Source organism: Sulfitobacter sp. M05 (assembly GCF_029285175.1).
GTDB lineage: Bacteria > Pseudomonadota > Alphaproteobacteria > Rhodobacterales > Rhodobacteraceae > Sulfitobacter.
Window position 1 is genome coordinate 146,585 of record NZ_JABEDH010000003.1, and the last position, 19,632, is coordinate 166,216.

Annotated in this window: 21 protein-coding genes; 15 read left to right on the top strand and 6 right to left on the bottom strand. The window is 56.7% G+C overall.

The features are described from left to right. Nucleotides 1-6 precede the first annotated feature (6 nt). Nucleotides 7-759, top strand: a complete 753-nt coding sequence (locus tag HKX44_RS14410) for a class I SAM-dependent methyltransferase (RefSeq protein WP_276152060.1) — start codon at nucleotides 7-9, stop codon at nucleotides 757-759. 67 nt (nucleotides 760-826) lie between these two features. On the opposite strand, the gene HKX44_RS14415 is transcribed toward HKX44_RS14410, so the two are convergent. Then, nucleotides 827-1,756 carry a glutathione S-transferase C-terminal domain-containing protein gene (locus HKX44_RS14415; RefSeq protein WP_276152061.1) on the bottom strand — a complete coding sequence of 310 codons (930 nt, stop codon included), beginning with the start codon at nucleotides 1,754-1,756 and terminating at the stop codon, nucleotides 827-829. 223 nt (nucleotides 1,757-1,979) lie between these two features. After that, the gene (locus HKX44_RS14420; protein ID WP_276152062.1) at nucleotides 1,980-2,627 is read right to left on the bottom strand and encodes a GntR family transcriptional regulator; all 648 of its coding nucleotides are present in this window, start codon (nucleotides 2,625-2,627) and stop codon (nucleotides 1,980-1,982) included. Between the two features lie 143 nt (nucleotides 2,628-2,770). On the opposite strand from HKX44_RS14420, the gene dctP reads away from it, so the two are divergent. The 12 genes from dctP (at nucleotide 2,771) to HKX44_RS14480 (ending at nucleotide 14,662) form a co-directional block, all read left to right on the top strand. Continuing rightward, nucleotides 2,771-3,757: a TRAP transporter substrate-binding protein DctP gene (gene dctP, locus HKX44_RS14425; RefSeq protein WP_276152063.1), complete on the top strand. Its 987-nt coding sequence runs from the start codon at nucleotides 2,771-2,773 to the stop codon at nucleotides 3,755-3,757. A gap of 72 nt (nucleotides 3,758-3,829) precedes the next feature. Further along, nucleotides 3,830-4,378, top strand: coding sequence for a TRAP transporter small permease (locus HKX44_RS14430; RefSeq protein ID WP_276152064.1), 549 nt, complete (start codon nucleotides 3,830-3,832; stop codon nucleotides 4,376-4,378). Further along, nucleotides 4,378-5,694 (top strand): TRAP transporter large permease, encoded by a 1,317-nt coding sequence (locus HKX44_RS14435; RefSeq protein ID WP_276152065.1) that lies wholly within the window; start codon nucleotides 4,378-4,380, stop codon nucleotides 5,692-5,694. The genes HKX44_RS14430 and HKX44_RS14435 overlap by 1 nt, the downstream gene beginning before the upstream one ends. After that, on the top strand, nucleotides 5,691-6,935 hold the full coding sequence (locus tag HKX44_RS14440) for a malonyl-CoA decarboxylase (RefSeq protein ID WP_276153723.1): 1,245 nt from the start codon (nucleotides 5,691-5,693) through the stop codon (nucleotides 6,933-6,935). Before HKX44_RS14435 ends, HKX44_RS14440 begins: the two co-directional genes overlap by 4 nt. 5 nt (nucleotides 6,936-6,940) lie before the next feature. Then, entirely contained in the window at nucleotides 6,941-8,455 is a 1,515-nt protein-coding gene (locus HKX44_RS14445; protein WP_276152067.1) for a malonyl-CoA synthase, read from the top strand. A gap of 380 nt (nucleotides 8,456-8,835) precedes the next feature. Next, on the top strand, nucleotides 8,836-9,396 hold the full coding sequence (locus HKX44_RS14450) for a F0F1 ATP synthase subunit delta (RefSeq protein WP_276152262.1): 561 nt from the start codon (nucleotides 8,836-8,838) through the stop codon (nucleotides 9,394-9,396). Then, nucleotides 9,397-10,935, top strand: coding sequence for a F0F1 ATP synthase subunit alpha (gene atpA / locus HKX44_RS14455; protein ID WP_276152068.1), 1,539 nt, complete (start codon nucleotides 9,397-9,399; stop codon nucleotides 10,933-10,935). Nucleotides 10,936-10,949: 14 nt separating this feature from the next. Then, complete coding sequence (locus HKX44_RS14460; protein WP_276152069.1) at nucleotides 10,950-11,828, top strand: F0F1 ATP synthase subunit gamma; 879 nt, start codon at nucleotides 10,950-10,952, stop codon at nucleotides 11,826-11,828. A gap of 19 nt (nucleotides 11,829-11,847) precedes the next feature. Then, nucleotides 11,848-13,272 (top strand): F0F1 ATP synthase subunit beta, encoded by a 1,425-nt coding sequence (gene atpD / locus HKX44_RS14465; protein WP_276152070.1) that lies wholly within the window; start codon nucleotides 11,848-11,850, stop codon nucleotides 13,270-13,272. Between the two features lie 14 nt (nucleotides 13,273-13,286). Beyond that, the gene (locus HKX44_RS14470; protein ID WP_276152071.1) at nucleotides 13,287-13,715 is read left to right on the top strand and encodes a F0F1 ATP synthase subunit epsilon; all 429 of its coding nucleotides are present in this window, start codon (nucleotides 13,287-13,289) and stop codon (nucleotides 13,713-13,715) included. A 153-nt stretch (nucleotides 13,716-13,868) separates the two neighbouring features. After that, the gene (locus tag HKX44_RS14475) at nucleotides 13,869-14,228 is read left to right on the top strand and encodes a hypothetical protein (protein ID WP_276152072.1); all 360 of its coding nucleotides are present in this window, start codon (nucleotides 13,869-13,871) and stop codon (nucleotides 14,226-14,228) included. 83 nt (nucleotides 14,229-14,311) lie between these two features. Beyond that, nucleotides 14,312-14,662 carry an H-type lectin domain-containing protein gene (locus HKX44_RS14480; RefSeq protein ID WP_276152073.1) on the top strand — a complete coding sequence of 117 codons (351 nt, stop codon included), beginning with the start codon at nucleotides 14,312-14,314 and terminating at the stop codon, nucleotides 14,660-14,662. Nucleotides 14,663-14,669: 7 nt separating this feature from the next. On the opposite strand, the gene HKX44_RS14485 is transcribed toward HKX44_RS14480, so the two are convergent. Continuing rightward, nucleotides 14,670-15,686, bottom strand: a complete 1,017-nt coding sequence (locus HKX44_RS14485) for a ribose-phosphate pyrophosphokinase (RefSeq protein ID WP_276152074.1) — start codon at nucleotides 15,684-15,686, stop codon at nucleotides 14,670-14,672. A gap of 92 nt (nucleotides 15,687-15,778) precedes the next feature. On the opposite strand from HKX44_RS14485, the gene HKX44_RS14490 reads away from it, so the two are divergent. Together HKX44_RS14490 and HKX44_RS14495 are read left to right on the top strand one after the other, a co-directional pair. Then, nucleotides 15,779-16,375, top strand: coding sequence for a 2-hydroxychromene-2-carboxylate isomerase (locus tag HKX44_RS14490; protein WP_276152075.1), 597 nt, complete (start codon nucleotides 15,779-15,781; stop codon nucleotides 16,373-16,375). Beyond that, complete coding sequence (locus HKX44_RS14495; RefSeq protein ID WP_276152076.1) at nucleotides 16,372-17,175, top strand: alpha/beta hydrolase; 804 nt, start codon at nucleotides 16,372-16,374, stop codon at nucleotides 17,173-17,175. Before HKX44_RS14490 ends, HKX44_RS14495 begins: the two co-directional genes overlap by 4 nt. Here the strand turns inward: HKX44_RS14495 and HKX44_RS14500 are convergent. The 3 genes from HKX44_RS14500 to HKX44_RS14510 are packed head-to-tail and all read right to left on the bottom strand — an operon-like array spanning nucleotide 17,172 to nucleotide 19,605. After that, the gene (locus tag HKX44_RS14500; protein WP_276152077.1) at nucleotides 17,172-18,206 is read right to left on the bottom strand and encodes a beta-eliminating lyase-related protein; all 1,035 of its coding nucleotides are present in this window, start codon (nucleotides 18,204-18,206) and stop codon (nucleotides 17,172-17,174) included. The two genes, HKX44_RS14495 and HKX44_RS14500, sit on opposite strands and share 4 nt — an antisense overlap. Beyond that, on the bottom strand, nucleotides 18,206-18,676 hold the full coding sequence (locus HKX44_RS14505; RefSeq protein WP_276152078.1) for a YcgN family cysteine cluster protein: 471 nt from the start codon (nucleotides 18,674-18,676) through the stop codon (nucleotides 18,206-18,208). Before HKX44_RS14505 ends, HKX44_RS14500 begins: the two co-directional genes overlap by 1 nt. Further along, nucleotides 18,673-19,605, bottom strand: coding sequence for a bifunctional riboflavin kinase/FAD synthetase (locus HKX44_RS14510; RefSeq protein WP_276152079.1), 933 nt, complete (start codon nucleotides 19,603-19,605; stop codon nucleotides 18,673-18,675). Before HKX44_RS14510 ends, HKX44_RS14505 begins: the two co-directional genes overlap by 4 nt. Between the last annotated feature and the right edge of the window lie 27 nt (nucleotides 19,606-19,632).

The following is a 19,632-nucleotide window of genomic DNA, read 5'->3' on the forward strand; positions in this document are numbered from 1 at the left end:
TTCGCAATGCACCTCGACGTTCAAGATCTGCGCAACTTCTACTATCGCAACGCTTTGGGGCGTGCGGCACAGAAAAGTCTGCGTGACCGGATGCTGGAGCTTTGGCCCGAGGCCAAGGGGCAGACGGTTGTGGGGTTCGGGTTTGCCGCACCGTTGCTGCGCCCTTATCTCAAGGACGCCAAGAGGGTGGTTACCTTGATGCCGGGCCCGCAGGGGGTGATGCCCTGGCCGGCGGGGATGCCGAACACTGCGGTTCTGACGGAAGAGACCCTGTGGCCGATCGAAACCGGGCATGTGGACAAACTGGTTTTGTTACACGGGCTTGAAACCTGTGAACGGCCTTCGGATCTGCTTGAGGAATGCTGGCGGGTGCTGGGGCCGGGGGGTAAGGCGTTGTTTATTGTGCCGAACCGTGCCGGCCTCTGGGCGCGGCGTGATAAGACGCCGTTCGGTTTCGGCCAACCCTATTCGCCGGGGCAGCTGGACACGCAGCTGAAGAAACACCAGTTTCTGCCGGAACGCCAGCTTGGGGCGTTGTTCCAGTTTCCCACCCATCAACGCATCTGGATGAAGTCGGCGGGCCTGTTCGAGCGGGTTGGCCGGCATATGCCGGCCATTCTGGGGGGCGGGGCCTTTATGGTCGAGGCGACCAAACTGGTCTATCCGCCCAAGGGAATTTCCGCGCGCGAACGCAAAAGGGTCAGCGTGTTGAACGGGTTGTCCGAACCCGCTGTCAGCGGTGCGCGCAGGGTGTTGTGAAACGTCAGAAGGTCCGTTCGCTGCCAGCACGGAATGGGCCGCAGGGCGTTCGCGCAGCATGTGCTATCTATTCAGACAGGCCTTCTTGGCTTTCCCAGTCAATATCTGGCTGTTGGCCTATGATACCGTTTGGATTGTGATCGCCATCGTTGACATAATAACCATATCTGATTTCGTCGAAATTAACTGTTTCTCGAATGCCGGGCACTTGAAATATGCGTCGCGTAAAGCGCCATAATCGCGGATAGTCCAACAGTCGTTTCCGCGTACAGCGAAAATGCGTCGCATAGACGGTGTCGAACCGAACAAGAGTCGCAAACAACCGAATGTCGGCCATGGTCAAATCGTTTCCGAAAAGGAATGTCCGATCGCTCAACCTGTCTTCCAGCGCATCAAGTGTGCGGAAAACAGCGTCAACGGCCTCATCGTACTCGTCTTGTCGCTGCGACTTGCCTGCGCGATAGACGGCGTTCGATAACCCGTCAAAGATATAGTGAATTAGCTGGTCGATATCACTTTCCAACGCCTTCGGTCGCAGGTTGATCTGTGAGCTTACCCGATCAAATGCGACCATAATATCAGCAGAAGAGTTCGACAGAACCTTGCGATTTACTGCGTCCCAGAGGATTGGTACCGTTGAACGACCGGTATAGTCGGGAACCGTTGACGTGTAGAACTGGTGAACATGCTGAAAATCAGCGCGGTTCGGGAGCGGCCCGCCTGGCAAAAGGCCATATCCTTCGCGGCGCGGCCCCCCAGCCCACTGTATTCCGACAATATTCTTGAGACCCGCAAGAACGAGTGTGATGACGGCACCATGTGACCAAGGGCAACTTGCCGAAGCAATGAGGAAAATCCGACCTTTCGATGTGCTGTCATCTTGCAAAAGGTTTGCATCAATCGAAGTTGGAAGTGCGCTCTGCTCGCGTCGATACGTCCCAGACACCATTGACCGATCCACATCACCTTCCCACCTGCCATTAATTAGCATGCCCATTTCTTATTTTCCTCTAGCTGTTTTGGGAAAGTTATCATTGAGTTAAGGACGCGAAAAGCCGGCCTTGGCGTTGTAATATCGAAAGCTCGCTCTGTACCGATTTCCCGATTGTATCCGATATCAGATTGATGGGGGATGCTGATGAGCTGACACCGCGCCCTGATACGATGCGGAAAATCCACTGTATCGAAACAAGTTTCACGACAAGCCATAGACCCAGCGGTCAGTTCTTCAGACTGGCCATCAGGCGATGGAACTTCTCGCCCTGAACGGCAACATGATCTCTTAGGGCGGTGGCCGCACGATCTGCATCTTCGTTTTGCAGAGCCGCAACAATTTCCAGATGCTCGGCCATGGATTGATCCAGCCTTCCGCGAAACCGCAACTGCATCTTGCGATAAGCCCTCAGCCGGTTCTGCAATTGTAGCGTCTGTTTTTCGAGGTATCGGTTTGCAGATCCGCGATAGATAATCTGATGAAACCGTTCGTTTTCATCGTAATACAGATCGTGATCCAGATTTGCGACGGCTTGCTGGCAATTCACATTGGCCTCGGCTAGCTGCGCCAGCCCGTCTTCGGTGATCCGCGTGGCGGCCAGCCGGCCACAGGCCGCTTCGATTTCGGCCATGGTTTCGAACATTTCCATCAATTCGACCGGCCCGGGTTGGCGCACAAAAACACCACGGCGCGGGATTTGCTCGGCCATGCCGGAAGACACAAGCACCTGTAGCGCTTCGCGTATGGGGGTGCGGGAGACGTTGAATTGCTCGGCCAGCTTCAGCTCGTCAAGCCGGTCACCATCACTGTAGGCCCCGGAAAAGACCAGTTGTTCCAGCGTTTCTGCAATCTTGTCTGCGCGTCTGATATCCATGTGGATTTTCTACAGGGAGCGGGCGGGGAATGCGAGGGTGGAATTTTTGTATACAATAAATTTGACTTAGGATGCAAGACGTGGAAAAACCACTGCCAGTCGTATTGGAGCATTGAACTCCGGACAAATCCTGGGAGGGAGCTATGAACTCAAAGTTATTTACAACCGCCGCCGCATTGGCCTGTCTGGTGCTTGGCACCGCTGCGCAGTCAGAAACGCTGCGCCTGTCGCATCAATGGTCCAACAAGGATGTGCGCCATCAGGTCGCGCAAATCGTCGCTGATGAAGTTGCTGCGGCAGATGTTGATCTGGATATTCAGATTTTCGGTTCCAAGTCTTTGTTCAAGCCGCGCGAGCAATATCGCCCCCTCAGCCGCGGCCAGTTGGATATGACGGTGCTGCCGCTCAGTTATGCCGGCGGACAGCAACCCGCCTATAACCTGACTTTGATGCCGGGCATGGTGAAGAACCACGATCACGCCGCCCGTCTCAGTGCCTCGCCTTTCATGGAAGCACTTGAGGAAAAGATGGCGGATGATGACGTGATGGTGCTGGTCCACGGCTATCTGGCTGGTGGTTTTGTTGGCAAGGACAAGTGCATCACTGCACCGGAAGATGTGAAGGGGCTGCAAACCCGCGCGGCAGGCAAGGCGTTTGAGCAGATGCTGGCGGGGGCAGGGGCGTCGATTGCGTCTATGGCCTCTTCGGAAATCTATAACGCCATGCAGACCGGCGTTTTGACGGCAGCCAATACATCGTCTTCGTCTTTTGTGTCCTATCGGATTTACGAACAGGTCAAATGCTATACCCCGGCGGGCGATGTGGCTTTGTGGTTCATGTACCAGCCTTTGTTGATGAATAAATCCACCTTTGACGGTTTGAACGCGGGTCAGCAAAAGGCGCTGCTGGATGCGTCGGCCAAGGCCGAGGCTTTCTATCTCGAAGAAGCCAAGAAACAGGATGCGGCATCGGAAAAAGTGTTCCGCGACGCCGGTGTCGAGATTGCACAGATGTCGAGCGAAGATTTTGATGCTTGGCGTGCCTTGGCACAGGAAACCTCTTACAAGGCCTTTGTGGCCGATGTGCCGGACGGTCAAAAGCTTCTCGATATGGCGCTGGCCGTCGAGTAACCCACATGCGGAAGGCCGCCGGGTTGCGCGCGGCCTTCCAACTTTGCTCCTCAAACCTCCAAGGAATTGATTATGGCGGGCTCAAGCTCGGCTGTTGCAGCGCATACAGGTAACAACCTGTTTCTGCGTTTTGTGGCTGCCCTTTCTACGGTTGCCGGATGGTGTTCTGCCGCGATGATCGTGGCGGCGGTGGCGATCACTTGTCAGATGATCTTTGTGCGCTTTGTGCTGAACGGATCGACCGTCTGGCAAACCGAAGCGGTGATTTATCTGGCCATTGGTGCCACGCTGATCGGGCTGCCTTATGTGCAGCGGTTGCGCGGTCATGTGAATGTGGATCTGATCCCGCTGATGCTGGGCAAGCGGGCGCGTTTTGCGATGGCGCTGGGCACCCTGTCTTTGTCGATTGCCATGGTCGCTATTATGCTTTGGTACGGATTTGAATTCTGGCACGTGACGTTTGAGCGGAATTGGAAATCGGATACGGTTTGGGGGGTGCGTCTGTGGATCCCCTATTTGGCGATGCCTGTGGGCTTTGGTCTGTTTCTGTTACAACTGATTGCAGATTTGGTGGCGGTGATTTTGAAAATCGACGCGCCCTTTGGTCTGGAGGATACATAATGGATCCGCTTACGCTTGGCGGTATTGTCGCCCTCGCCACTATTCTTGTGCTGTTTTCCGGCGTGTCGGTGGCCCTTGGCCTGTTGATCGTCTCTACGGGTTTTCTGATGATCTTCGACGGGATGCGCTCGCTTGAGCTGCTGCCGGAAATCCTGTTTGGCAAGCTGGATAATTTTGCCCTCCTTTCGATCCCGATGTTTATCATCATGGGTTCTTCCATCGCCTCGACCCGTGCCGGTGCGGACCTGTACGAAGCTCTTGAGCGCTGGTTGACGCGGGTGCCCGGCGGGCTTGTTATCTCCAACCTCGGGGCATGTGCGCTGTTTGCTGCCATGTCCGGCTCCAGCCCGGCCACCTGTGCGGCGATTGGCAAGATGGGCATCCCCGAGATGCGCAAGCGCGGTTACCCTGATGGCGTGGCAGCGGGGTCTATCGCAGCGGGTGGTACGCTTGGCATCCTCATACCGCCCTCGGTGACGATGATCGTTTACGGCATTGCAACCGAAACCTCGATCGGGCGGCTGTTCCTTGCGGGTGTCATACCGGGGCTGATGTTGGTGACCTTGTTCATGGCGTGGTCGCTTTATGCCACATGGCGGTCTGGCGATCAGAAGCTGCTGAACTCAGCCAGCTATACATGGAAAGAGAAATTCGAAATCCTGCCGCGGGTGCTGCCGTTTTTGCTGATCATCATCGGTGTGCTTTATGCGATGTACGGCGGTGTCGCCACGCCCAGCGAGACCGCAGCTGTGGGCGCGCTGTTGTGCCTGATCATCGCGATGGTGATTTACAAACTGTGGAACCCGCGTGACCTGTGGGTGGTCCTGCGCGACAGTACCAAAGAAAGCGTGATGATCCTGTTCATCATCGCGGCTGCGGGTGTGTTTTCTTATATGCTGTCCAGCCTCTATATCACGCAATCCATTGCAAACTGGATCGGCACGCTGGATGTGAATCCTTGGATACTGATGGCGGCGGTGAATGTATTTTTGCTGATTGCTGGGTTCTTTCTGCCGCCCGTTGCGGTGATCCTGATGGCGGCACCGATCTTGTTGCCGATCATCACCACCGCCGGGTTTGATCCGATCTGGTTTGCGGTCGTATTGACGATCAATATGGAAATTGGCCTGATCTCGCCGCCGGTTGGCCTGAACCTTTACGTCATTAACGGCATCGCGCCGGACATTTCGCTGAAAACGATCCTGACCGGTTCCTTGCCCTTTGTCGGGTGCATGGTTCTGGCAATTGTCCTGTTGTGCCTGTTTCCCGGCCTTGCCACATGGTTGCCGGACGCTGTGATGGGGGCCGCATTGTGAGTTTCTTTGGCGGGTTGATCTCAACCGTATTTGAAAAGCGTCATCGCGGGGCACTGTCCGAAGATGCGGCAGGGCGCGATACGCCGGCGCTGGCCCGTGATCTTTTGGGGAGTAGAAGCGAGGTGTCGGGGGGCACCTTAGCGCGGCTGATCCTTGACCGTTATGCCTTGATGCCGGCGGATGAAAAGCCCGCGTTTTTCGCCTATATGACAGAGGGGCTTGAGATTGACGCCGAGGCGGTGATCAAGACTTTGAAGTCCTATCGCGAAGCACCAAGCAAACAAAGCTATCGTGCCTTTGCCGCGGCAAGCGAGCCAAGACGGCAAGAGCTGATCCGGCGCTTGAATCAGGTGCCCGGTGCCACGGCAAGACTGGTAAAGATGCGTCAGGACTTGCTGGAATTGCTGCGGGACAACCCGTCGCTCGAACCGCTTGATGTCGATTTCCAACATCTGTTCTCCTCATGGTTCAACCGGGGCTTTCTGGTGCTGCACCCGATCAACTGGTGCAGTCCGGCGGACATCCTTGAGAAAATCATCGCCTATGAGGCAGTGCATGCCATCGACAGCTGGGACGACCTGCGCCGCCGGTTGCAGCCGCAAGACCGGCGCTGTTTCGGGTTTTTCCATCCCGCGATGGCTGGGGAGCCGCTGATCTTCGTCGAGGTGGCCCTGACCAAGGGCATACCGAATTCGGTTCAGGGCCTGCTGGCAGACGAACGCGAGGCGATTGACCCGGAGGAGGCGGATACGGCGGTGTTCTATTCCATTTCCAACTGTCAGGCGGGGCTGGCCGGTATTTCTTTTGGCAGTTCATTGATCAAACAGGTGGCGGCGGATCTGTCGCGTGAGCTTCCGACGTTAAAGAACTTTGTAACGCTCTCGCCGATCCCGGGTTTGAACAAATGGCTGGCAACATCACAACTGCCTGCCGCGACAGAAGACAACCGGCGGGCATTGGCGGCGCACTACCTGCTTGAGGCAAAGCGCCCCGACGGGATGCCCGTTGATCCGGTGGCGCGGTTCCATCTGGGCAATGGTGCAGCCTTACATGCGGTTCACGCCGGGGCGGATACATCGCAAAACGGTGTCGCCCAATCTGGTGGTGCAATGGTGAATTACCTTTATGATCTCGCACAAATCACGTTTAACCACGAACGCTTTGTGACGGAAAAGACGGTCACCGCCTCGCCAGAGGTCCGTGCATTGAGCGCGAAAATAGAACTAAGGGCTGAAGGATAACAGCAATGGCGAACCCGCTTTTTGATACGCTTTTTGGAAAGCATGACGGCAATGACGCCGTGTTCCTGCATTTACCGGATGGGCGCACGATAACCTATGCGGCCTTCCTGAAAATGACGGCGCAATATGCGGGGTTGCTCTGTGCGCTTGGGTTGAAACCCGGGGATCGCCTTGCTGTGCAGGTCGCCAAATCGCCACAAGCGCTGGCGGTTTATGCGGCCTGTGCGCAGGCGGGGATTGTCTTCCTGCCGCTGAACACGGCCTACACGGCTGATGAAGTGTCGTACTTTGTCGAAAATAGCGGGGCCGGTGTGTTGCTTTGTGATCCCGCCAAGGCCGCAGCGCTTGAACCTGTTGCGGTCGCCTGTGGGGCGGTATTGGAAACCCTGAGCGGGGAGGACAGCGGAACCTTTCGAGATAAGGCAGCCGAGATGCCGTCCGCATTTCATACGGTAGCGCGCAGCGGTGAGGATTTGGCCGCCTTCCTTTATACTTCTGGCACAACCGGGCGCTCCAAGGGGGCGATGCTGACCCAGAACAACCTGTTGTCCAACGCGCAGGTTTTGGTCGAAGAGTGGCGCTTTACCTCTGAGGATGTGCTGCTACATGCCTTGCCGATTTTTCATACGCATGGGTTGTTTGTCGCGTCGAACATCACCTTGCTGGCGGGCGGGCAGATGATCTTTCTGCCGAACTTCCAGCTGGACGAGGTTATCGCGCAACTGCCTAAAGCCACAACAATGATGGGGGTGCCAACTTTTTACACCCGCCTGCTGGGGGACTCAGGGTTTACCAAGGATTTGGTTCAGCACATGCGCCTGTTCGTGTCGGGCAGTGCGCCGCTTTTGGCGGAAACGCATGTCCAGTTTGAAAACCGCACCGGCCAGCGCATTCTTGAACGCTACGGGATGACCGAGACCAATATGAACACCTCCAACCCTTATGAGGGTGAACGGCGGGCAGGGACCGTCGGTTTTGCTTTGCCCGGTGTCGAGGTGAAAATCACTGACAGTAAGACCGGTGAAACCTTACCGCAGGGCGAGATCGGCGAAATCGAGGTGCGTGGGCCGAATGTATTCAAAGGCTATTGGCAGATGCCGGAAAAGACCGCTGAAGAGCTGCGCGAGGATGGGTTCTTTATCACGGGTGATCTAGGGCAGGTGGATGCGGACGGTTACATCAGCATCGTGGGACGCAACAAGGATTTGATCATTTCAGGGGGCTACAACATCTACCCCAAGGAAATTGAGCTGTTGCTGGACGAGGCCGAGAACGTGCTGGAGAGCGCCGTGATCGGTGTTCCGCATCCGGATTTTGGTGAATGCGTCGTCGGGATCCTTGTGGCGCAGGGTGACACCGCGCCGGATCTGGAGGCGATCGGGGCCAGCCTTGGCACGGTTCTGGCGCGTTTCAAACAGCCCAAACGCCTGATCGTCTTGCCCGAGTTGCCGCGCAACACGATGGGCAAGGTCCAGAAAAAGGCACTGCGGGATCAGTTCGCGGATTTGTTTTCCGTCTAGATGGCGTTCTACGACTAAAGTCGCATTCACGGGCGCGCGTGGAGGGATTTCAAGGGAGAAACCGACTGCTGGTGCCGCGTTTGCGGCAGAGTGGAACAGGTAATTTTTTGGAAAACCCGGCGACAAGTAGTTGAGAATCGTATTAACGTCCCCCGAACACCGGGCTTATTGCGGCGATTGACCGGTGTGAAAATTAATGGACCGGCAAGGGAAAATTAATTTTCAGGGGGACACATTGGCGCACGTTACTGTGTTGCGGCCTTTGGAGCGCTCTGTTACATCGCCACTGATTTAGACGTCTTGATCCGATTCAAGCCGCGCCAACTAACCGGTGACGCGACCTGTTCGCATATCCGATTTGACAGAATGAGAGGATGGACGTGTCCGAAACAGCTTCGATCTCCACCGGCATTGCACAGCGTTACGCTTCCGCTGTGTTTGATATCGCCAAAGAAGGCGCAAAGATCAAAGCGATTGAAGCCGATCTTGACGCCTTGCAGGCCGCAATGTCGGACAGCGATGATTTTCGCAACCTGATCCAATCGCCTATCTACACCCGCTCAGAGCAGGGTGACGCCATCGCAGCATTGGCGAAAAAGATGAAGATTTCCCCAACGATGACGAACACATTGGCGCTGATGGCGTCCAAGCGTCGTCTTTTCGTGCTGCCCCAGTTGATTAAGACCCTGCGTGAAGCAATTGCAGAAGACAAAGGCGAAGTGACCGCCGAAGTGACTTCTGCCAAGGCTTTGACCAAGGCTCAATCAGACAAGCTCGCCAAATCTCTTAAAGCAAGCACCGGCAAAACCGTAACACTTGAAGCGACAGTTGATGATTCTCTCATCGGCGGTCTTATCGTCAAAGTGGGCTCCAAGATGATCGACACGTCGATCCGCTCGAAGCTCAATTCCCTCCAGAATGTAATGAAAGAGGTCGGATAAATGGGTATCCAAGCAGCAGAGATTTCTGCAATCCTGAAAGACCAGATCAAGAACTTCGGCCAAGAAGCCGAAGTTGCTGAAGTTGGTCGCGTATTGTCCGTTGGTGACGGTATTGCGCGCGTCTATGGTCTGGACAATGTTCAGGCCGGTGAGATGGTCGAATTCCCCGGTGGTATTCAGGGTATGGCCCTGAACCTCGAAGCGGACAACGTTGGTGTTGTTATCTTCGGTAACGACCGTGACATCAAAGAAGGTGACACAGTCAAGCGGACCAACTCTATCGTTGACGTTCCAGTCGGTGACGAGCTGCTGGGTCGCGTTGTAGACGGTTTGGGTAACCCAATTGACGGCAAAGGCCCTATCGGCGCGAAAAAGCGCGGTCTTGCCGAAGTTAAAGCGCCGGGCATCATCCCGCGTAAATCCGTTCACGAGCCGATGGCCACAGGCCTCAAGTCCGTTGACGCGATGATCCCGATTGGCCGCGGCCAGCGCGAATTGATCATTGGTGACCGCCAGACCGGTAAAACGGCTGTTGCTTTGGACGCGATCCTGAACCAAGCACAGGTTAACGCTGCCGCTGGCGACGACGAGAGCAAGAAAATGTACTGTGTGTACGTTGCGATCGGTCAAAAGCGTTCCACTGTTGCCCAGCTGGTTAAAAAGCTCGAAGAGAGCGGCGCGATTGAATACTCCATCGTTGTTGCCTCAACCGCGTCCGAACCTGCACCTATGCAGTTCCTTGCACCTTACTCTGCGACAGCGATGGCGGAACACTTCCGCGACAACGGCCGTCACGCATTGATCATCTATGATGACCTTTCAAAGCAGGCCGTATCTTATCGCCAAATGTCCTTGCTTCTGCGTCGCCCACCGGGCCGTGAAGCTTATCCTGGTGACGTTTTCTATCTTCACTCCCGTTTGCTTGAGCGTTCCGCCAAGCTGGGTGATGACGCCGGTAACGGGTCACTGACCGCTCTGCCGATCATCGAAACCCAAGGTGGTGACGTTTCCGCGTTTATTCCAACCAACGTGATTTCGATCACCGACGGTCAGATCTTCCTTGAAACGGAACTGTTCTATCAGGGCATCCGTCCAGCTGTGAACACCGGTCTGTCGGTCTCGCGTGTTGGTTCCTCCGCCCAGACGAAAGCGATGTCTTCTGTTGCCGGTCCGGTGAAACTGTCACTGGCTCAGTACCGCGAAATGGCTGCCTTTGCTCAGTTCGGTTCCGATCTGGACGCCGCGACACAGCAGTTGCTGAACCGTGGTGCCCGTCTGACAGAACTGATGAAACAGCCGCAGTACTCGCCGCTGTCCAACGCCGAAATCGTTTGCGTTATCTACGCAGGCACCAAAGGCTATCTGGACAAGCTGCCGGTCAACGAAGTTGGCCGTTGGGAGCAGGGCCTGCTGGCGCATCTGCGCAGTAAGCACGACGATCTGCTGAAAGACATCACCAACAACGACCGCAAAGTTAAGGACGAGTTGGAAGATAAAATCAAAGCTGCGCTCGATTCATACGCCGCTGACTTCGCTTAAGGAGAGATAAGCCAATGGCAAATCTCAAGGACCTTAAAAACCGGATCTCGTCGGTCAAATCGACCCGCAAGATCACGAAAGCCATGCAAATGGTTGCCGCGGCGAAACTTCGCCGCGCGCAGGAAGCTGCCGAAGCCTCCCGTCCCTATGCAGAACGGTTCAATGCCGTGATGTCTGGGCTGGCCGCTTCGGTTGGCGGGTCTGACTCCGCGCCCAAACTGCTTAGCGGTACGGGTTCGGATCAGGTTCAGCTGTTGATCGTCATGACGTCAGAGCGCGGCCTTTGCGGTGGTTTCAACACCAATATCGTTAAGAAAGCGCGCGCGTTTGCTCAGGAAAAGCTTGCCGCTGGCAAGACTGTGAAAATCCTGACCGTCGGCAAAAAAGGCCGCGATCAGCTGAAGCGTGACTTTGCGGATCACCTTGTCGGTCATGTTGACCTGACCGAAGTGAAACGCTTGGGCTATGCGGATGCACAAGGCATCGCCAAAGACGTGCTGACACGTTTTGACGGTGGTGAATTTGATGTCGCCACATTGTTCTATGCGAACTTTGTGAACGTGGTCAGCCAGATTCCGCAAGCTCAGCAGATCATTCCTGCGAAGTTTGAGGATGCCGGTGCGGACGACGGTGCTGCGACATTGTTTGATTACGAGCCTTCCGAAGAAGCGATCCTTGCCGACCTGCTGCCACGCGGCGTCGCCACGGCGATCTTCTCGGGACTTCTGGAAAATGCCGCCTCTGAGCAGGGTGCGCGGATGTCCGCCATGGACAACGCCACACGCAACGCGGGCGACATGATCGAGAGCCTCACGATCGAATATAACCGTTCCCGTCAGGCCGTCATCACGAACGAGCTGATCGAAATCATTTCCGGCGCGGAAGCGCTGTAGACAAAACCGGAGAAACGACATGGCAAATGCAGTCGGCAAAATCACTCAGGTCATCGGCGCCGTCGTTGACGTGCAGTTCGAAGACAACCTGCCAGAGATCCTGAACGCTCTGACAACAGAAAACAACGGCAACCGCCTGATCCTTGAGGTTGCGCAGCACCTTGGTGAGAACACAGTGCGTGCCATTGCGATGGACGCGACAGAAGGCCTCGTTCGCGGTGCTGCTGTAACCGATACAGGTGCCCCTATTCAGGTGCCTGTCGGTAAGGCAACATTGGGCCGCATCCTGAACGTGACCGGCGACCCGGTTGACGAAAAAGGCGCGGTTGAAACTCAGGAAACACGCGGTATTCACGGCGAAGCACCTGCGTTCTCAGAGCAGTCCACCGAAACCGAAATCCTGACCACAGGTATTAAGGTTATCGACCTGCTGGCCCCCTACACCAAGGGTGGTAAAATTGGTCTGTTCGGCGGTGCCGGCGTTGGTAAAACCGTTCTGATCATGGAACTGATCAACAACATCGCGAAGGTACACTCCGGTGTGTCCGTGTTCGCGGGTGTTGGTGAGCGGACCCGTGAAGGCAACGACCTTTACCACGAGATGATCGAATCCGGCGTTATCGTTCCTGACAACCTGGTCGATTCTAAAATTGCGCTGGTTTACGGCCAGATGAACGAACCTCCAGGTGCGCGTATGCGTGTTGCCCTGTCCGGCCTGACACTGGCCGAGCAGTTCCGCGACGAATCCGGTTCCGACGTTCTGTTCTTCGTCGACAACATCTTCCGCTTTACCCAAGCCGGTTCCGAGGTTTCCGCCCTGTTGGGTCGTATTCCTTCTGCGGTTGGTTACCAGCCAACACTGGCCACCGACATGGGTGCGATGCAGGAACGCATTTCATCAACAAAGAACGGTTCGATTACCTCGGTTCAGGCCGTATACGTTCCTGCGGATGACTTGACCGACCCTGCACCTGCGACCTCCTTTGCGCACCTCGACGCGACAACGGTTCTGGATCGTGCGATTTCTGAAAAGGGCATCTACCCTGCGGTTGACCCGCTTGGTTCCACGTCGCGTCTTTTGGACCCGCAGATCATCGGCGAAGAGCATTACGCTGTTGCAACCGACGTTCAGCAGATCCTTCAGCGTTACAAGTCGCTTCAGGACATCATCGCCATTCTTGGTATGGACGAACTGTCAGAAGACGACAAACTGGCCGTATCTCGTGCGCGTAAAATCGAACGTTTCCTGTCACAACCGTTTGACGTTGCGAAGGTCTTTACCGGTTCCGACGGTATTCAGGTGCCACTGGAAGACACAATCGCGTCCTTCAAGGCGGTTGTTGCTGGTGAGTATGACCACCTGCCCGAAGGTGCCTTCTACATGGTTGGCGGCATCGACGAAGTTAAGGCGAAAGCCGAAAAAATGGCAGCAGACGCAGCCTAAGGGAGCTTTGAGCAATGGCAGACACGATGCAATTCGATCTGGTGTCGCCTGAACGGCGGCTGGCCTCTCTTCAGGTCACATCCGTCCAGATCCCCGGTGCCGATGGCGACATGACGGCGATGGAGGGGCACGCCCCCACCATCACCACCCTGCGTCCCGGTGTGTTGTCGGTCGATGGACCTGAAGGCACGTCAGACTATGTTGTGACCGGCGGCTTTGCCGAGATCACCGCAAAAGGTGTGTCGGTTCTGGCCGAACGGGCAGTGCCTAAGGGTGACATGACCCAAGCGCACCTTGACGAGATGATGGAAGAAGCCAGAACCATGTATTCGAACGCAAAGGAAGCTTTCGAAAACGAACCCGGTCCGGTCGATGACGCAGCAAAACTGTTGTCTGACATGGTTGCGATGGGTGATCACATGGGCCTGACTGCAAAGCAGTAAGCGGCTCTTGCCTCTAACAATTTCAGAAGGCCCTGCATTGCGCAGGGCCTTTTTTTCTTTGGCCATCCGGTCTCTGCCGTCCTTTTGTCCCAGTCTTGCCGCGCTTGTACGATAGGTTTGCCGTGATGATGCAAGGAACAGCGGGGCCGCGAGATGCAAAAACTGGTTTTAACGATTGCCCTCACTTTGCCGGCTGGCGCTGGGGCCCAGCCCTATAGCCACAGCATGGCGGATTGCGCCGCTGTGTATCAGAATGCCGCACAATGGGTTAGGACCGACGAGAGCGCCGACAAGCTCATGCACGCCGCCATTCAGTGGGCAGCGGCCGCTGTGGTGCAGTCCCGGGTGGAAGGGGTCTCTGACGGCAGCAAGGCGGTCTGGCAGAGGATCGACAGTAAGACCGAAGCTTGGGAGGCCAAGGGCGGGGCGGTGTTTTTCTCACAGGAGTTTCGCGACTGGACCCGCTATTGCCGCAGCTTTGCCAAGGCCCGTGGTGTGTCCATCAAGCGCTGAACTTGACGTCCGGCACCCCTTTAAGCCCGCTGCCGCCTTCGCTATCTTGCTGAGATGTATTCAGTTAGTCAGGCACCACAAAAATGAAGAAACTTCGCAGCCATACCGTAGGAATTGACAGCGGCGACGTGGTTTTGTTCACCGACTATGAAGACGGTGGTGAAATGTGGACGGGGCGTGGCCAGCGTGAGCGACGCCGGCACATCAAGTTTTCTGAAAAATACAAGTCTGCGCCGACGGTTCAGCTGTCGCCGTCGCTTTGGGATCTGGACGCTACAACCATCATGCGGGCGGATATTGTTGCGGAATCTGTGACTAAATCCGGATTTGATATGGTGTTCCGCACATGGGGGGACACGCGCGTTGCACGTGTCCGTATCGCGTGGATGGCGATTGGTGAAATGTCCGAGCTGGACGATTGGGATGTGGTGTAACGCCGGATTAAGGCGTGTACATTCCGTCATAGATTGGTCCCAATGTGTCCGCCTCGAACAAGGATGACACAGAGGTGCCGTTCCAAATGTTCAGAATGGCCTGCGCAAAGATTGGCGCAGTTGGCACGATGCGGATGTTGGCGGCGTTTTTGACTTCGGCAGTTGGCTGAATGCTGTCCGTGATCACCAGCGACTTCATCACTGAATTGGTCACGCGCTCGACTGCCGGGCCAGACATCACGCCGTGGCTGATGTAGGAATGCACTTCTTTTGCGCCGTTCTCCAACAGAACTTCGGCAGCTTTGCACAGGGTGCCGGCGGTATCGCAAATGTCGTCGACAATCAGGCAGGTTTTGCCGGTCACATCGCCGATCACGGTCATCTCGGCAATCTCGCCGGGCTTTTCGCGGCGCTTGTCCACGATGGCGAGGGGAGAGTTGATCCGTTTGGCCAGTTCACGCGCGCGGGCCACACCACCAACGTCAGGCGAGACAATCATCAAATCGCTCATCTGGTCCTTGAAGTGGTCCTTGATGTCTAAGGCAAAGACCGGTGAGGCATAAAGGTTATCCACGGGAATATCAAAGAAACCCTGAATTTGAGCCGCGTGCAGGTCCATTGTCAAAACCCGCTCGATGCCCGTTCCGACCAGCATGTTGGCGACCATCTTGGCGGTGATCGGTGTGCGGGCCTTGGTGCGGCGGTCCTGACGGGCATAGCCGAAATAGGGCAGCACCGCAGTGACACGCGCGGCTGATGAACGGCGCAGGGCATCGGCCATGATCAGCAGTTCCATCAGGTTGTCATTTGCCGGGTTCGAGGTGGACTGGATAATGAACATATCCTCGCCGCGCACATTGTCGAAAACTTCGACGAAAATTTCGCCATCGTTGAACCGCTCGACCCGTGCCTCGACTAGCCCGACGTTGACGCCGCGATGCAGCGACATGCGCCGTGCGATGGCTTTGGCCAATGGCATATTGGCATTGCCGGAGATAAGTTTCGGCTCGGAAGTGCGTGGCATAGGGGCTCCGTGGCAGCGGGAAATGACAGAATCGGTACGTTGAACCTCGCTTAGCACGCGTCTACGGTGCGGCAAACCTTAGGGAGGTCCAAATGGCCCAGATCGACTATTTTTTCGCAACACTATCACCCTATTGCTACCTTGCCGAGCAACGACTGGAAGAAGTCGCCGCAAAGCACGGAGCGACGATCAACTACAAACCCTTCGACATTATTGCGGGTTTTGGCCGGACCGGTGGGACACCTCCCAAGGATCGCCATATCAGCCGGATCGAATACCGCGCACAGGAACTGCCACGGCAGGCCAAAAAGCTGGGGCTGGCGTTCAACTTGCAGCCTGCGCATTGGCCCACCAACGGGGCACCTGCGGCCTATGCGTTTATTGCGGCACAGAATGCCGGCGGCGGCGATCTGGGCAAGCTGGCACATGCGATCTTTCGCTCTGTCTGGGCGGACGAGAAAGACATTGCGCAGGATGAGGTGGTGCGGGCTTGCCTGAGCGAAGCGGGTTTTGACCCGGAACTGGCCAACAGCGGGTTGCTGGAGGGGGCGGAAACCTATGCCCGCAATCTGGAAGAGGCCGTCGAGGCCGGCGTTTTTGGCGCGCCGTTCTATATTGTCGAGGGACAGCGGTTCTGGGGACAGGATCGGATTGCTGATGTTGATGCGTTTTTGGGGGGTGAACTGTGACTGCACAGCAAGGGTTTACACCGCAGACTGTGACGCTGGGCGATGGACCGCATCGGGCGCTGGCGCTGCATTGTACGATGGCCTTTGGCGGCGCATGGGCTGGGCTGTCCAAGGCTTTGCCCTCGATGACATTTGTGGCCCCTGACATGCCAAGCCATGGCCGTAGCCCGGATTGGGACGAGGTAAGCAGCTTTGGCGAAACGGTGTTTCAGGCAAGCCTGGCGGCGATGGATGATGGCCCGATGGATGTGGTCGGGCATTCCTTTGGGGCGATGATTGCATTGCGCCTTGCGGTGGAAGCGCCTGAGAAACTGCGCAGCCTGACGGTGATCGAACCGGTGTTCTTTGCGATTGCCAAAGCCGATGCACCAGAGGCGCTGGAAGAACAGGCCATCGCTGCCGGACCGTTTGGCAAGGCGATGGAAGCGGGCGATTTTGAGACCGCGGCACGGACTTTCAACCGGATGTGGAGTAATGATGCGCCGCCTTGGGCCAGCTTGCCCGAAAGAACCCGCGCGGCCATGACCCGCGCGGTGCATGTTGTGCCGGATACGCAGGATTTCCTGTTTGAAGACTCGGCTGGGATGCTGGCCGCAGGGGCGTTGGATGCTTGCACCATTCCCACCTTGGTGGTGCGCGGTTCGCTGGCGCATCCGGCAATCACCGCGGTGAACGACGGGCTGGTGGCACGGATGCCAAATGCGACCTCTGCGGTTGTTGAGGGGGCAGGGCACATGGCACCGATCACCCATCCGCTGGATGTCGCCAAGATCATGGCCCCCTTGTTGGCCCGCCGCTAGAAGTGGCTGAGGAACGCGTCGATCTGGTCATGGCCAATCGACCAATCACAAACCAGACGGGCCGCGACCGGTGCATCGGCAGGCCCCTCTAACGGGCCGTCCCAAAGGTAGTAACGCGCACCCGCGTCATGCAGTTTCTGATGCACGGCGCGGGGCCAGCTGGCAAAAATCATATTGGCTTGGGGCTCATGCAGGAACGTCGCGCCGGCCTTGCGCAGACCTTCGGCGAGGTAGGTCGCGTTGGCATTGGCCATTTGGGCAATGTCCACAAATGCGTCGTCCTGAAGGTATCCCGCCATCTGGGCGGACAAGAACCGGTGCTTGGAAAACAGATGCGCCCCGCGTTTGCGGCGCAGTTCAAATTCCCATGCCTTGGCAGGGTCAAAGAAAATCACGGCTTCGACGCCCATGCATCCGTTCTTGGTGCCGCCAAAGCTGACCACATCCACACCGGATTTCCACGACATTTCTGCGGCGGTGCAGCCAAGGGCGGCCATGGCATTGGCAAACCTTGCGCCGTCCAGATGAACGGGCAGATCATGGGCTTTGGCAACGGCTGTCAAGGCTTGAAGTTCGTCGAGTGAATGGACCGATCCGCGTTCTGTCACCTGAGTGATCGACACCGGGCCGGGCTGTGCGCCATGGACATTGCCGACGGTCTGTTTTGCAATCGCGGCATCCAGCGCGGCGGGTGTCATCTTGTCATCGGTATCAATCAGCGTGAGCTTGGCGGCACCGGCATAGAATTCGGGGGCATTACACTCGTCCTCTTCGATGTGGGCGACCCTGGAACAGAAAATTGTCTGCCATGGCTGGGTGTAACAGGCCAGCGCCAGCGCATTGGCCGCTGTGCCGGTGGCCACCAGATAGACCTCGGCCTGCGGGGCCTCAAAGACCTCGCGAATGCGCAGCCGGACCTCATCCATGATCGTGTCTTTGCCATAGGGCATCTGGTATGCGTTATTGGCGGCAATCACGCGATCCATCACCTTAGGATGCACCGGGCCGGCATTGTCAGAGGCAAAAAACATCAGATCGGCTCCTCAATTATGTGATCTTCCCATTCTTCGAACGGCGTGTCGAATTCCGATACGGTTTGCCCCTGCACTGAAATGCCTGCGCTATGCACCGTATCTTGGGTGCCGCTGATCAGCGGATGCCAGTCAGGCAGGGGTTTGCCCTGCCACAGCAGACGATAGGCACAGGTTTGCGGCATCCAATAGGCGTGTGTGTCAAGGTTTTCTGGTTTGAGCACGATGCAATCAGGGACAAACTGGTGACGGTTTTCATAATGCGAACACAGACAGGTGGAATCGTCCAGCAAACGACAGGCAACCCGTGTCAGCGCGACCTCTTGCGTGTCCTCGTCTTCCAGCTTGTTCAGACAGCATTTTCCGCAGCCATCACAGAGGGCCTCCCATTCGGTGGGGGACATTTTCTTGAGCGGCTTTTTTTCCCAAAAACGTGGCGACAGGCCGGCGCGGGTGATCCGATCGCTCATAGAGCGGCCAGAATAGCGCGGGCTTGCAGGCTGTCGGCATCCATTTGGGTGATCAATGCGTCAAGGCTGTCGAATTTTTCCTCGCCGCGCAGGTGTTGCACCAATGCGACCGATAGCGGTGTGCCATAAAGATCGCCTTTGAAGTCAAAGACAAAGGTCTCAAGGTTGGCTTTGTTCTCGCCGAACATCGGGCGCACGCCTAGGCTGGCAACGCCGTGGTAACTTCCTGAGTGGGGTCCTTCCAAGACATCCACCAAGACGGCATAGACGCCAAAAGCGGGCTGGTGCAGCCCGTCGATGGACATGTTCGCGGTCGGGTAGCCCAATTCGCGGCCGCGTTGTTCGCCGGTGATCACAGGGCCGTCTATCCGGTGCCAATGGCCTAGCATTTTGGCCGCTTTGGCCATATCGCCGGCGCTGAGGGCGGCGCGGATCGCGGTGGAGGAGACGGTGTGCGCATCCTGTGCCATAAGCGGTGCGATGGTGACGCCAAAGCCCAGTTCTTGGCCAAAGCGGGCCAGATCATCGGCCTTGCCGGCGCGGCCTTTGCCAAAGCAGAAATCGGCCCCGACAACGACGTGACGCAGGCCCAGACCGTCCTTGATGACATCGCGGGCGAACTCCAGCGGGCTGAGGGAGGCGAGCCCTTTGTTAAACCCCAATTCGTAGAGGCATTGCACGCCAAGCTTTTCAAGCCGGTGGGCACGGGCCTCGGAGGACATCAGGCGGAACGGTGGCGCGTCAGGCGCGAAGTATTCGCGGGGATGGGGTTCGAAGGTGAGAATACCGAGCGGCGCGTCAGGCACAGCCGCACGCGCCATGTCAATGACGGACAGGTGGCCTTGATGCACCCCGTCGAAATTGCCAATCGCCGCGGTTGCGCCGCGATCGGTTTCACTTACAAATTGATAGTCACGTATGATCCGCATGGGCCAAATCTGTAGCCCTGCAAGGGG

Bases quoted from the DNA above. Each gene is read 5' to 3' on its own strand.
- HKX44_RS14410 (WP_276152060.1), top strand. From the start codon at position 7: ATGCACCTCGACGTTCAAGATCTGCGCAACTTCTACTATCGCAACGCT.
- HKX44_RS14415 (WP_276152061.1), bottom strand. From the start codon at position 1,756: ATGGGCATGCTAATTAATGGCAGGTGGGAAGGTGATGTGGATCGGTCA.
- HKX44_RS14420 (WP_276152062.1), bottom strand. From the start codon at position 2,627: ATGGATATCAGACGCGCAGACAAGATTGCAGAAACGCTGGAACAACTG.
- dctP (WP_276152063.1), top strand. From the start codon at position 2,771: ATGAACTCAAAGTTATTTACAACCGCCGCCGCATTGGCCTGTCTGGTG.
- HKX44_RS14430 (WP_276152064.1), top strand. From the start codon at position 3,830: ATGGCGGGCTCAAGCTCGGCTGTTGCAGCGCATACAGGTAACAACCTG.
- HKX44_RS14435 (WP_276152065.1), top strand. From the start codon at position 4,378: ATGGATCCGCTTACGCTTGGCGGTATTGTCGCCCTCGCCACTATTCTT.
- HKX44_RS14445 (WP_276152067.1), top strand. From the start codon at position 6,941: ATGGCGAACCCGCTTTTTGATACGCTTTTTGGAAAGCATGACGGCAAT.
- atpA (WP_276152068.1), top strand. From the start codon at position 9,397: ATGGGTATCCAAGCAGCAGAGATTTCTGCAATCCTGAAAGACCAGATC.
- HKX44_RS14460 (WP_276152069.1), top strand. From the start codon at position 10,950: ATGGCAAATCTCAAGGACCTTAAAAACCGGATCTCGTCGGTCAAATCG.
- atpD (WP_276152070.1), top strand. From the start codon at position 11,848: ATGGCAAATGCAGTCGGCAAAATCACTCAGGTCATCGGCGCCGTCGTT.
- HKX44_RS14470 (WP_276152071.1), top strand. From the start codon at position 13,287: ATGGCAGACACGATGCAATTCGATCTGGTGTCGCCTGAACGGCGGCTG.
- HKX44_RS14475 (WP_276152072.1), top strand. From the start codon at position 13,869: ATGCAAAAACTGGTTTTAACGATTGCCCTCACTTTGCCGGCTGGCGCT.
- HKX44_RS14480 (WP_276152073.1), top strand. From the start codon at position 14,312: ATGAAGAAACTTCGCAGCCATACCGTAGGAATTGACAGCGGCGACGTG.
- HKX44_RS14485 (WP_276152074.1), bottom strand. From the start codon at position 15,686: ATGCCACGCACTTCCGAGCCGAAACTTATCTCCGGCAATGCCAATATG.
- HKX44_RS14490 (WP_276152075.1), top strand. From the start codon at position 15,779: ATGGCCCAGATCGACTATTTTTTCGCAACACTATCACCCTATTGCTAC.
- HKX44_RS14500 (WP_276152077.1), bottom strand. From the start codon at position 18,206: ATGTTTTTTGCCTCTGACAATGCCGGCCCGGTGCATCCTAAGGTGATG.
- HKX44_RS14505 (WP_276152078.1), bottom strand. From the start codon at position 18,676: ATGAGCGATCGGATCACCCGCGCCGGCCTGTCGCCACGTTTTTGGGAA.
- HKX44_RS14510 (WP_276152079.1), bottom strand. From the start codon at position 19,605: ATGCGGATCATACGTGACTATCAATTTGTAAGTGAAACCGATCGCGGC.